Here is a 12,680-nt window from a genome sequence, read left to right as displayed (position 1 = left end):
TGGTTTCAGTTAAGGTGAGCATTTTAAACTAATCCATGGGATCATGAACTCATCGCAGCGCATTAAAACCACCCTCAAGAATCAAGTTGCTTATGTCAGCCTCAATCGCCCGAATAAAATGAATGCCTTGGATTTTGCGATGTTCAAAGCCATCAACCAAACCATTAAGCAGCTGCGCAAAGACCGTTCTATCAGAGCCGTCATAGTGACTGGCGAAGGTGACAACTTTTGTTCAGGCCTGGATGTGAAGTCCATGATGAAAACCACCAGTGGACCATTAAAACTGCTACTCAAACTCAACCCATGGCGTTCTAATTTGGCACAAAAAGTATCAACAGAATGGCAAAGAATACCGGTGCCAGTAATCACCGTAATCCAAGGTCGTTGTTGGGGCGGTGGTTTGCATATTGCCCTGGGTGCCGACATTCGGATTGCGCATCCTGAGGCCTCATTATCGATCATGGAAGGCAGGTGGGGGCTGATACCTGATATGGGAGGTTTACTGGCCTTGCGACAGCATTGCCGCATTGATGTGGCCAAAGAACTGACCTGGACTTCAGAACTGTTAAGCGCAAAAAAAGCCCAACAAGCTGGCTTAATCACTCACGTCACCGATGACCCAATGGCCATGGCCCAGAGCATGGTGACAGAGCTGCTACAACAATCACCCGATGCCTTGGCCGGAGTTAAAAATCTTTATAACAAAAGCTGGCGCGGCGGTAAAGGCACTGCACTGATGCGTGAAACTTGGTACCAACTGCGCACCATCTTCGGTAAAAACAGCAAGATCAAAGCCTATAACCAAACCCACGAAGCTGATAAACAAAAATCATTCCAGCCGCGCAAGCGTTGGTAATTATTCCTTGATAAATCGCAAACCACAAGTTCTTGGGTCTTGTAAATTTGGCACACCTTGTTGCTGCCATTTGTCATACAAATACAAGGCAATCTCTTCGAGGTAACGCAATTCATCCGTGCCTTCATAAAACAGACGCACTGCAGTCGTATCGGTGATGTAATCTAGACTGTTATTTTGGCTTTGCATTTTTCCAATGCAATTTATGTAGTTGAAAAAAGATTCTTTTTCTTCGTTTGATTGAGCCAGAGCGGGCTGATTGTCTTGCCATTCATATATTTTTTTCTTCAATTCGTAGCCCACGTGCATTGATAATAAGTTATCACTTTTGTTGATCATGATATCAGCAATTTTCAGACACAAGGTATGGGTTTTCTCAGACCATTCACAGCTTCTATAAATGGGAGCAACAGGTGAGTTATAAATCATTGATAAAAATTTATCGCTCATCAACAGATGAGATAAGCTCAATTCATGAGCACTCACTTCTTGCCAATCAACACCCAACTCCTCAAGTTCAGCATAGTCTACTTCCGGCATCGGATGTTGTTTCAGATAGGCATCGACCATAGGTTCATACCCAAGATTGAAGGCATGCATCAATTGACTTTTGTCAGCCTGACTCATGGCTTCCAGTATTGCAATCACCAGTTCAAAATCATCAGCAGTGACAGCGTCGCGCAAAGGCACCAGAAAGGTCGTGAGGTTATCCGAATGCTTTGACTCCAGCTGTTGCTGAATGATCGCAGGATCACATGAGTTCAAGTTTAAACAAATGGACTGTATCATCAACAAACTACCAAAATTGGTTTCTGGACTGAACAAAGCCCGTTCAATAAGGGCCAAAGTATTTTAATCTGATAGAATTTTTTTACCTGATTTCATTTCTACCAGGGTGGCATATGCACTGTTCAAATGCGCCAGGCCTTTGATTGCCAGATTGATGTCGTTCTGTTCAAGTAAATAACGATAAAAGTCAAGATTCCATATGTCATTTTCATTAAGTGGACGATTTGGATTTTCAAAATCATCCAATGAAGACATAGGGTCGACTTTGGTTTGCTCATCATTGACCGAAGCCAGACAGACATTCACCAGGATACCCGTAAGCAATAGAAAAAAGCTAACCGGTCTTTTTATAAAATCAAATTTATCGTTCATCATTAATCCCTCCATAGTTCAAGATTCATTACCGTACAATTGGCACAGACAATAAATGGGCTTTGCTGAGCCAAAAAATACCATTGTGTATCTTATAAAGTATACCCACTTAGGCCATAATTGTGTTGTTCTGTCAAAACTGATTGATGTCTTGTGGGTATGAATAACTTGATTGATAAGTTATCACAACACCCATCAATTAAACATGTGCCAATATTCACAAAATCGAAACAGGTAGATTAAATCAAACCCAGCATCAAACCAACAGCGACTACCACCAGCAACAATGAAACCAACAAATGCACAGTTTTGATGGTGATTTTTTGTAACACTTTCTTCCCCACATAGGCACCAACAAAGGCCGACAAGCTGGCCGCGATGACCAAAGCCCAGTCTATTGCTTGGTAATTCTCAGCCAAATCCTTGCCATAGATGCTTAGACGAGCCACGTCGACCATCACCGCCACCATCACTCCAGTGGCAATGAATTGTTCTTTGGTCAAACCTGCTTTGAGTAAAAACATGCTGCGAAAAGCCCCTTGATGGCCTGATAGTCCACCAAAAAAACCACTGATACTGCCCCCCAAAGGGAGGAATTTAGGCCCTAATTTGATTGCCGCAAAAGTTTTGGAAAATTCCAAAAACACAAAGATTAAAATCAAACCACCCACAACCACATTAAGCCAGGTGGTTTGTAACTGATGATCCATCAACTGATAATTGATGGGGGTGCTGCCATCTGCTAACAAACCCAATACCCAAGCACCAATAAATGCCGCCAGTACAGCAGGGACACCAAAACGGATAAGCACTTGTTTGACCGCATGTTTGCCGAGAATGGCCACTTTGAATAAATTATTGGTCAAGTGCACAATGGCCGTCATACCAATAGCAATTTCCAATGGGAAAAACACAGCCACCACCGGCATCAGTAAGGTACCTAAGCCAAAGCCTGAAAACAAGGTTAAAAGTGAGGCTGCCAGTGCCACCAGCGAAATAATAATGATTTCCATAAAGCTCAGTATGTTTTAGTTTGATGACATTGTAAGCCGAAAGAATGACGTACAAATTAAATTGACAAAATTTTGTACTTTTTATGATCTCTAGGCAATAACTTAGGGTTCACCCGACTTTTTAGCTTATTTTTCAGCCTAATACGATACCAAACCAACCAAAATCTTTCATATCGATATATGCTGACGGTATGTGTAGTGTGAAAATGCTTGGGTTTTTTTTTGAACAACCCTAAGTGGATAAGAATAAGTGTGCTTCTTGGGTGTGTCAGTTGTGTAATGACAACTGCTTTGGCTCAGATTCGTGTGCCCTATTGTATCGACCCTAACTGGTTGCCCTACGAAGCGATTGAAGACAGCCAACACATTGGCTTATCAGCTGACTACATCTCCTACCTCAATGAAACCACCCCATATCAATTTGAATTGATTGAAACCAAAAACTGGCAGCAATCGGTAGAATACTTGAAGCAAGGCCGATGTAGCTTGCTACCGATGTTGAACCAAACCAATGAGCGTGATGCGTTTTTAGACTTCACTCAAGTTTATTTTTCATCGCCGAACTTTCTGGTCTCTGATACCGAACAACCTTTCATGCAAAGCTTTGAAAGCATTGGTGAGCGCACTTTAGGAGTAACAGCGGGTTACCGCATCACTGAATACATCGCCAATAACTATCCCCAAATAAACACAGTGGCCTATGAAAGTGAATTGGATGGTTTGATGGCGGTTGAAAATGGTGAAGTTGATTTATTTGTTGGGTCAGTTCATTCAGTCAACAACCACATCCAAACCTTAGGCTTAACTGAATTAAAAATCGCTGGCTGGGGTGGCCCAGATGACGACCTGCGAATGGGTGTGGCAATAGGGAATCAAGCCTTGCTCAATAGTATTGATAACGCGCTGGCCAACATGGACCGGCAGCAACACTTTGAGATATATAACAAATGGAACAATGTCAAAGTAATAGACAGCACCAACTACAAATTAATGTGGCAGTTGGGAATAGGCGCATTGGTTTTATTTTTACTGGTCTTGGTCAGGTATTTCAGTATCAAACGCTATAACACGGTGTTGACCACCAAAAACCATCAACTCAGTGATTTACAAAAACAATTACTTAAATCCAATGCCAACCTACAAAAAATCAGCCAAAAAGATGGTTTGACCCAACTTTATAACCGCCATTATTTCAACCAATTGATATCGAATGATGATTTCAAAGACAACAACCAATCTTTGTGCCTGATATTTTTAGACTTGGATTGGTTCAAAGCCATCAACGATGCCCATGGCCATGTGGTAGGTGATGAGGTGCTGCGAGAATTTGCCCAGGTCCTGAAACTGTGTTGCCAAAACCAAGAAATTGTTTGTCGTTGGGGCGGTGAAGAATTTGTAATCGTTAAACAACCAGCGAAACTCAAAGACGCTGAGAAACTCTGCTTGCGCATCCAAAACCATTTAAAAAATCACATATTCAAACATGGCAAAGCCTTGACCTGTAGCTTTGGGGTGGCTCAACTGCGAACTGAAGAAACCATATTAAGTTGCCTGGATCGTGCCGATCAATTGTTGTACCAAGCCAAACACGAAGGCAGAAATCGCATCGCAATCTCAGCTTAATTAATGGACCAACCTAACAACTGGCCCAACCTAAGCAGGCAGCGCATCGCCCGGCACAAACACCTCACCCTTCATCAACCGCCTGGCTGAGCGACTCATACTGACTTTTTGCGCTTTCCATTCACCGTTAACTTGGTCAACTGCAGCACCCACTTTTAAGGTGCCAGAAGGATGACCAAAGCGTACCGAGTTCCTGTCACCACCACCAGCTGCTAAATTGACCAATGTACCTGGAATGGCTGCAGCTGAAGCAATCGCCACTGCTGCCGTACCCATCATGGCATGGTGTAATAAACCCATCGACATGGCCCGAACATTCAAATCGATATCACCAGCAGCAATCGCTTTGCCACTGGATGACGTGTATGACTGTGATGGCGCCACCATCGCTACTTTAGGTGTGTGTTGCCTACCACTTGCTTCATCGACTGAATCAATCAGACCCATTTTTACCGCACCATAAGCACGTATCAGTTCAAATAATTGTAAGGTCTCAGTATTGCTGTTGATGTCACCTTGTAGTTCAGTACCTTTGAACCCAATGTCTGCCGCATTGAGAAAAATGGTTGGAATGCCTGCAGCAATCATAGTTACCATCAATCCTCCAACCCCGGGCACTTGTAGTTCATCAATTAATTTACCTGTTGGAAACATGGCTGCATCACCCACCGGATCAACAAAATCAATTTTCACTTCCGCTGCTGGGAAAGTAACACCATCTAATTCAAAATCACCAGTTTCCTGTACTTGGCCAGCAGTCATTGGTACGTGCGCAACGATGGTTTTCTTGATGTTGGCTTGCCAGATTCGCACCACTGCGGTGCCATTATCTGGAACTCGGGAAGCATCGACCAGACCATTGCTGATAGCGAATGAACCCACTGCTGCGGTTAAGTTGCCGCAGTTGCCGCTCCAGTCCACAAAAGCTTTATCAATGGCCACTTGACCAAACAAATAATCCACATCATGTCCAGGTTCATCACTTTTCGATAGAATCACAGTCTTACTGGTGCTGGATGTTGCACCACCCATGCCATCGGTTTGTTTGCCGTATGGGTCAGGGCTACCAATGACACGCAACAACAACTGATCACGATAATCACCAGGCACCTGTGCGCGCTCAGGCAAATCAGTTAAGTTAAAAAAGACTCCTTTTGAGGTGCCGCCGCGCATGTAAGTGGCAGGAATTTGAATTTGTGGTTTGAGGTTCATAGCAGATTTTAAAATTTAAGGTGAAGGAACAAACTAAATAATGGCTGGGTATTATATAGCTTACTGATTATTGTCCGCTTAATTTTGTTGAAAAAGCCCTGACTTCACTGAAACTCGAACATAAAACGATTTAATTTGGCTTTATTGGATTAAAATAACCCATCATTCATACATTGTTCAGCATAATCTTGTACAATGCACTCAAATCTGGCGTAATTCAAAACATAACGTTTTGTTTTTGCGGGTTAAGAATACAAAACTTATTCAATTCGAAAGTAAAACCTTCCATTAAATAATCACTTCTGTTCAAAACCAAATCGTTGTCTAATTCATTTTATATAACCATGTTCTTGATTTAACTATAAGTGCTGATGCCCAAACGGTGAATTGGGTCATTGGTTTATTTATTTTTCACCAAACAAAGTAGAAATATATATTATGAGTAAAGGTACAGTAAAGTGGTTCAACCCTGATAAAGGTTTTGGTTTTATCACTCCAGAAGACGGTGGCAAAGATTTATTTGTTCACCACACAGCAATCCAAAGTGGTGGCGGTTTCGCTACTTTAAATGACGGTCAAGCTGTAGAGTTTGAAGTTGGCGAAGGCCAAAAAGGTCCTTGTGCTAACAACGTAGTGCCGCAATAAAAGCGCACAACAGTTTAAGCATAAAAAAGCCGGTCTTGTACCGGCTTTTTTATTTGCGTTAAATATATGATGAGCCATTTGTTATGGTTCTTTAAGCCAGTTATGGATTGTTAACTATTATTCACAACGAGACCACATGCTTATAAACGCCAAACACCACTTTAGCCATGGCTTCATAATCTAACTTTTCGAAGGTGTCCTCAGCTGTGTGGTAATATTTGTTACGATAGAACGAAGTATCTGTAACCATCACTGCAGGAAATCCAAACTGCCAATAATTCCTGTGATCTGAAAAATCAATGCCTTGGACTGCCGTTGGCGCGTTGATTGAGTACGCTGGTAAATCCGTGTAGTTATTTAAAGACTGCTTGAGTTGGCTGGCAGCATTTGAAAAAACTTGATCGACGACGGAAATGTAGTTCCCCTTGGAAGGGTAAAAAAGCTTCATCACAGATAATGGATAATCCTGAGATGCTTTTTTATCAGTGAAATAACCAATCATCTCTAATGAAATCATCAACAGTACATTTCTGCTTTTAACAGATTCAGCATGTATGTAACTACCCATATCTGTACTGGCAAAGAAAGGAGGTTCTTCCAATGTATAGGCAACTAACTCAATACTTTTATTCAAATCGCTTTGGCTTAGTAATCTGGCTAATTCAAACAGTCCAGCCACCCCACTGGCATTGTCATCGGCGCCAGGGTATTCTCCCATGACATCATAATGTGCTCCCACCACTATCAAATCATCAGTAATTGGTCCAAATCTGGCTATCACGTTTTTATACTCAACTTGGTTTACCACATAATTTTGTATTTCAACGTCTGTGGTGTGAAGTTTCATTTGTCCTTGGATGTAATTAACAGTGTCAGATAAGTTGTCTGAGTTTTGATAGCTTCGTGGTGATAAATTTTCTGAAATATGCTTTACATGTTTTTCTAATTCCAGCGCATTAACACTTATCTCAACTTGCTGCTTTTGGCTGGTGAAAAATGTAGGTCTCACAACCATGTAAATAACCACCATCAAGCTGATCAGGACAGCCACAATCACCCTCATCAAGCTTTTCACCAGCCTATTTGATTTCATGCTTTTATGTTGCTTTTAAATCGACCGTTAACTACCAGCCAAAAAATCATTGGCAAAGCGCTGCAACACGCCGCCGGCTTCATAAATCAAAACCTCTTCAGCCGTATCCAATCTGGACTTAACCGGAATGGTCGCTTGCTCACCGTTTTTACGGGTCATAATCACTTGCATATCAGCTCCGGGCGCAATATCACCTTGCACCTCATAGGTTTCAGTGCCGTCGATTTGGTATGTCTTACGGGTTTCTCCACCGGTGAACTCCAACGGCAGCACGCCCATACCAATCAGATTGGTGCGGTGGATGCGCTCAAAGCCCTCAGCCACAATCACTTCAACACCCGCCAAGCGCACACCTTTGGCCGCCCAGTCCCTTGATGAGCCTTGGCCATAATCAGCACCCGCAATGATGATCAAAGGTTGTTCTCGTTGCATGTAAGTTTCAATGGTTTCCCACATGCGCATTTCAGTACCCTCTGGCTCTAAACGTGCCAGTGAGCCTTGTTTGATCTCACCATGCTCATCAAGCACCATTTCATTAAGTAATTTGGGGTTAGCAAAGGTTGCTCTTTGGGCAGTTAAGTGATCACCGCGGTGGGTGGCGTAGGAATTAAAATCTTCCTCTGGCACGCCCATTTTCGCTAAATAAGCACCAGCGGCACTGGATAACTGAATTGCATTAGAAGGTGATAAATGATCGGTGGTGATGTTATCACCTAACACAGCCAAGGGTCGCATGCCTTTCATGGTACGTTCTTTGGCCAATGCCCCTTCCCAATAAGGTGGTCGCTGAATGTAAGTTGATTTCACGTCCCAGTCATACAATGGATTGGTTTTCTTATTGAGCATTTCTTGTACGTTGAACATCGGTTCATAAACCTGGCTGAAGTGCTCCGGCTTAACGCTCGCTTTGATCACTGCATTGACTTCTTCATCAGTCGGCCAAACATCTTTCAGGCGAATTTCATTGCCATCTTGGTCAATACCCAACACATCTTTTTCAATATCAAAACGAATCGAGCCCGCAATGGCGTAGGCCACCACCAATGGCGGTGAAGCCAGAAAGGCTTGATCAGCATGGGGGTGAATGCGGCCATCGAAGTTGCGATTGCCTGAAAGCACCGCTGTAGAATATAAGTTTCTGTCTTCAATTTCCTGCTTGATTTTAGGGTCTAAAGCACCACTCATGCCGTTGCAGGATGTGCAGGCATAACCAACCACACCAAAACCTAATTGTTCCAGTTCTGGTAACAAACCAGACTCTTCTAAATACAATGTCACGGCTTTTGAACCCGGTGCCAAGGAGGTTTTGACCCAAGGCTTACGGGTCAAACCCAGTTTATTTAAATTGCGCGCAATCAAACCGGCAGCAATCATATTCTTGGGATTTGAGGTGTTGGTACAACTGGTAATCGCTGCAATAATACAAGCACCATCTGGCATCAAGCCATCCTCACTGCTGTAATCGCCGGTCAGGCCTTTGGCAGCCAGGTCAGTGACAGCCACTTTGGCGTGCGGATTTGAAGGACCAGCGATATTACGACCCACAGCAGCCAAATCGAAGGTCAAAACCCGTTCATATTTGGCGCCTGTCATCTGATCGGCCCACAACCCAGTCTGTTTGGCGTAAGTTTCAACCAGCTTGACTTGTGCTGCGTCACGTCCGGTTAAAGTTAAGTAATCAATGGTTTGTTGGTCAATGAAAAACATCGCAGCCGTGGCACCGAACTCAGGTGTCATGTTAGAAATGGTTGCTCGATCGCCCAAAGTCAAAGCATCTGCGCCTTCGCCATAAAACTCCAAGTAGGAAGAGACCACTTTCTCATTGCGTAAAAATTCAGTCACAGCCAACACAATATCGGTACTGGTGATGCCCGCTTGTGGTTTACCCACCATTTCAACCCCAATGATATCTGGCAAGCGCATATAGGATGCGCGACCCAGCATCACCGATTCAGCTTCTAAACCACCCACTCCCACTGCGATCACCCCCAAAGCGTCGACCATCGGAGTATGTGAATCAGTACCCACCAGGGTATCTGGAAAAGCCACACCATCACGGGCTTGAATCACCGGTGACATGCGCTCTAAGTTAATTTGGTGCATGATGCCATTACCAGGAGGCACAACGTTGACATTTTTGAAGGCGGTTTTACACCAATTAATGAACCTGAATCGATCGGCGTTCCGGCGATCTTCTATCGCTCGGTTTTTTTCAAAAGCATCTTTTTCAAAACCAGCATGCTCCACGGCCAGTGAATGATCCACAATTAATTGCGTCGGCACCACTGGATTTATCTGCGCCGGATCACCGCCCTTCTCGGCAATGGCATCACGTAAGCCCGCTAAATCAACAAATGCTGTTTGACCCAAAATATCATGGCATACCACACGCGCCGGAAACCAAGGAAAATCCAAATCACGACGACGTTCAATGATCTGACTTAAACTTGCTTCAAGGTTTTCAGGCGGACAGCGCCTGACTAAATTTTCAGCCAATACTTTTGACGTGAATGGCAACTCATCAAATGCCCCAGCAGCAATCTCTTCCACCGCTGCTCGGGTATCAAAGTAGTCTAAATCTGTTCCTGGTAGTTTTTTGCGGTATTTTGTATTCATTTTTAAGATCATTGCTGGTTGAATTTTGAAGGGAAGATTCTAACCTTTTTCTTGTTAAAACACAGCAAATGCGTGGTAAAAAATCATTTCAAATGACCCCATAAAAAACAAGAAATATGAATCTCTGCCTTTTCTCATAACGATAGAAACCACCAATTGCTCCCTGCTGCCAATATTGTCTGAAAGTCTTTAAAAAAATGCAGACTACTTTTATCTCTGTTTTTAAAAATATGATTTGTATTTAAATGTCATAATTTTTCATGCGCTAACGTATTTATAGGATGAAACTAAAAAAAAAGGAGTTCAATATGAAAATCAAAAGAGCAATTAAACCCAGTATTCTGAAATCATTAACTGGCTTTTTATTCGTCTTTAATTCTGTTATCAGTTTCAGTCATGCTGAAGTGATAATAAAACTTAAGAACCAATCTGTAGAACGTTGTTTGAATGTTCACGCCGGCAATGAAAACCGACATGGCGGAGCTGTCTCAGTTTACTCTTGCACCACTACCAATGATCAAAATTGGGCAGTCATAGAAATTGAAGACGATTGGATTCAATTAAAAAACATCAGTACTCGGCGCTGCCTTAATATTCACAAAGGCAGAGAGAATAAAGAGGGAGGTAAGGTCTCAATAGCAAACTGTGCCAACACCCCAGACCAATTTTGGCAGGTGGTTAAAAACAATGACCATAGCGTTCAATTAAAAAACAAAAGCACCAATAGATGTTTAAATATTCATCGAGGACGTCATAATTTTGAAGGAGCACCTGTCACATCATACACCTGTAATGGCTCATCAAATGACCAATCATGGCAATTAACAAACCTCTCAAATGACATTGGAAGTACCTCTGCAAGATTAACTGGCGGCATCAATGACATCAATTCGAGACAGCGTAATGCCACTGTACGCCTGGAAAGGACAAATGGCAATTTAGCATGTAGTGCAGTGCTGATTTCACCCACCATTATTTTATCAGCCGGACATTGTTGGGATCCATCACCTCGTCCAAGACCAGTAGGATCAGCTGCACCATTCAGTTTAAATGACTGGGAAACGCCTGGTGATTGGTATAACTTTCCAGCAACTGCCAACCTGGTTGCCAGAATTGGTTCAAATGACAGTCTAGCCGGAACTACCTACGCAATCAGTCAATACAACATTACGGGAAATACCGACATTATCATGTTTAGACTGGCTGATCCGGTGCCAAACTCTGAAGCCATTCCAGCCGATGTCATCACCACAAATGGACCCACAATCAACTAAGATGAAATCAGAGAATTTTTCCAGGGAAAAATACTCCGCGTCGCTGGATGGGGTGGTACTGCCGGTGGCACCATTCCTAGAATCAGACAAACAAGGGGGGACTTCGTGTTTAGCAGTTGGCCTGAGACAGATTTTGGACCCAACCCATCTAAGATGAGGGTCCGCTCAACAAGTGGCGCACGGATTATTCCCGGTGATTCTGGCGGACCATTGTATTGGCAAGATGGTGCCAAGTTAAGACTTGTCGGCATCACCCAAGGCGAAGGCCGGCATGTAATGACATTTTTTCGCGGTGGCTTCAATACCAACAATAACAGACCACTGCCTGACATAGCACTTTGGATCAATGAACAATTGAATCGTGTTGATTGTGTTGACGTTAGTAGGTCTGGAACTCGTGTGGGTGAAATAAATGGACGCATGAAAGTCTACCAAAGAACTGAAAGCGGCAACCACTATCTATTCGATTTTAACAATGATGAAACTGCGGCTAATATCGCCGCACGAGCCATACGCAGATATGGTATTGATCAGTCATGTTTTATCAATCGGCCTGATGCAAACTTCAGCTATCTGCTGGTTGATAGCAATATACCCACAGGCCGAACCAACAATGAAACTTGTCGCTCAATAGACCCAGATTCACTGGTATTCAACGAAACGCCACGTGGTTGGTGGATCAGCAATAGTGACGAAAGTGTTGACTACATATATTTTCCTAACCCAGAAGTTCCCACTGGAACTGGCAGCCAAAGACCATCAAGGTATGCCAGTTTCAATGAAGCACACTGGGCCATGTCACTGATACAAGAGCACCAAGCCAGATTTTTGTGTAAAACAGGTGATCCAGGAATGATGTACATGCGACGTTAAAACCTGATTTTTTTTAATGGGCATATACACACCTTCAGTTGTTTGCACCTTTCACTTTGATAACACATCACATTGAAAGGTGCTTTTATGTGCCTCAATCATCATTTATTTATGTCGGCTTTTAGTTGTCTGCCACCAATAACTCAAAAGCAATCAAAGGTGAAGCTGAATAATGATCGTTGACAATAGTTAAATGAATTAAATAAATAGGTGAGTAAAAATAGCAGCACTGAGAATCAGCATCAATTCAAATGAATTGTTTCAAGCAGAATGAACAATAAAACCCTTGATATTTAAGTATTTCACTCAATATC

The 12,680-nt window shown here is 42.9% G+C and carries 11 protein-coding genes; 5 read left to right on the top strand and 6 right to left on the bottom strand.

What is annotated here, in order from left to right; genetic code table 11:
• Positions 1-43: 43 nt before the first annotated feature.
• A complete protein-coding gene (locus QNI24_RS09685) occupies positions 44-856 on the top strand; it encodes a crotonase/enoyl-CoA hydratase family protein (protein ID WP_267176496.1) in 813 nt (270 codons plus the stop codon).
• On the opposite strand, the gene QNI24_RS09680 is transcribed toward QNI24_RS09685, so the two are convergent.
• From QNI24_RS09680 to QNI24_RS09670, 3 genes are all read right to left on the bottom strand, one after another.
• Complete coding sequence (locus QNI24_RS09680) at positions 857-1,702, bottom strand: hypothetical protein (RefSeq protein ID WP_267176495.1); 846 nt, start codon at positions 1,700-1,702, stop codon at positions 857-859.
• A 6-nt stretch (positions 1,703-1,708) separates the two neighbouring features.
• A complete protein-coding gene (locus tag QNI24_RS09675) occupies positions 1,709-2,017 on the bottom strand; it encodes a hypothetical protein (RefSeq protein ID WP_283708688.1) in 309 nt (102 codons plus the stop codon).
• Positions 2,018-2,256: 239 nt separating this feature from the next.
• Positions 2,257-3,030 (bottom strand): sulfite exporter TauE/SafE family protein, encoded by a 774-nt coding sequence (locus QNI24_RS09670; RefSeq protein WP_267176493.1) that lies wholly within the window; start codon positions 3,028-3,030, stop codon positions 2,257-2,259.
• A 279-nt stretch (positions 3,031-3,309) separates the two neighbouring features.
• Between QNI24_RS09670 and QNI24_RS09665 the strand changes: the two genes are divergently transcribed.
• The gene (locus QNI24_RS09665) at positions 3,310-4,653 is read left to right on the top strand and encodes a diguanylate cyclase (protein ID WP_267176492.1); all 1,344 of its coding nucleotides are present in this window, start codon (positions 3,310-3,312) and stop codon (positions 4,651-4,653) included.
• A 30-nt stretch (positions 4,654-4,683) separates the two neighbouring features.
• Here QNI24_RS09665 and prpF read toward each other — a convergent pair whose 3' ends face one another.
• Positions 4,684-5,865, bottom strand: a complete 1,182-nt coding sequence (gene prpF, locus QNI24_RS09660) for a 2-methylaconitate cis-trans isomerase PrpF (RefSeq protein ID WP_267176491.1) — start codon at positions 5,863-5,865, stop codon at positions 4,684-4,686.
• Between the two features lie 438 nt (positions 5,866-6,303).
• On the opposite strand from prpF, the gene QNI24_RS09655 reads away from it, so the two are divergent.
• Positions 6,304-6,510, top strand: coding sequence for a cold-shock protein (locus QNI24_RS09655; RefSeq protein ID WP_267176490.1), 207 nt, complete (start codon positions 6,304-6,306; stop codon positions 6,508-6,510).
• A 121-nt stretch (positions 6,511-6,631) separates the two neighbouring features.
• Here the strand turns inward: QNI24_RS09655 and QNI24_RS09650 are convergent, their stop codons facing one another.
• The gene (locus tag QNI24_RS09650) at positions 6,632-7,603 is read right to left on the bottom strand and encodes a M28 family peptidase (RefSeq protein WP_267176489.1); all 972 of its coding nucleotides are present in this window, start codon (positions 7,601-7,603) and stop codon (positions 6,632-6,634) included.
• A 27-nt stretch (positions 7,604-7,630) separates the two neighbouring features.
• Entirely contained in the window at positions 7,631-10,219 is a 2,589-nt protein-coding gene (gene acnD, locus QNI24_RS09645; protein ID WP_267176488.1) for a Fe/S-dependent 2-methylisocitrate dehydratase AcnD, read from the bottom strand.
• Between the two features lie 308 nt (positions 10,220-10,527).
• On the opposite strand from acnD, the gene QNI24_RS09640 reads away from it, so the two are divergent.
• Positions 10,528-11,493, top strand: coding sequence for an RICIN domain-containing protein (locus QNI24_RS09640; protein WP_267176487.1), 966 nt, complete (start codon positions 10,528-10,530; stop codon positions 11,491-11,493).
• A 105-nt stretch (positions 11,494-11,598) separates the two neighbouring features.
• Positions 11,599-12,366, top strand: a complete 768-nt coding sequence (locus tag QNI24_RS09635; RefSeq protein WP_267176486.1) for a hypothetical protein — start codon at positions 11,599-11,601, stop codon at positions 12,364-12,366.
• The last annotated feature ends 314 nt before the right edge of the window (positions 12,367-12,680 follow it).

It is taken from the genome of Marinicella marina (assembly GCF_030065545.1).
In the GTDB taxonomy this organism is placed as follows: Bacteria; Pseudomonadota; Gammaproteobacteria; order Xanthomonadales; family Marinicellaceae; genus Marinicella; species Marinicella marina.
The sequence above is the reverse complement of the archived record's forward strand: the minus strand, read 5'-3'. Positions and strand labels throughout refer to the sequence as shown.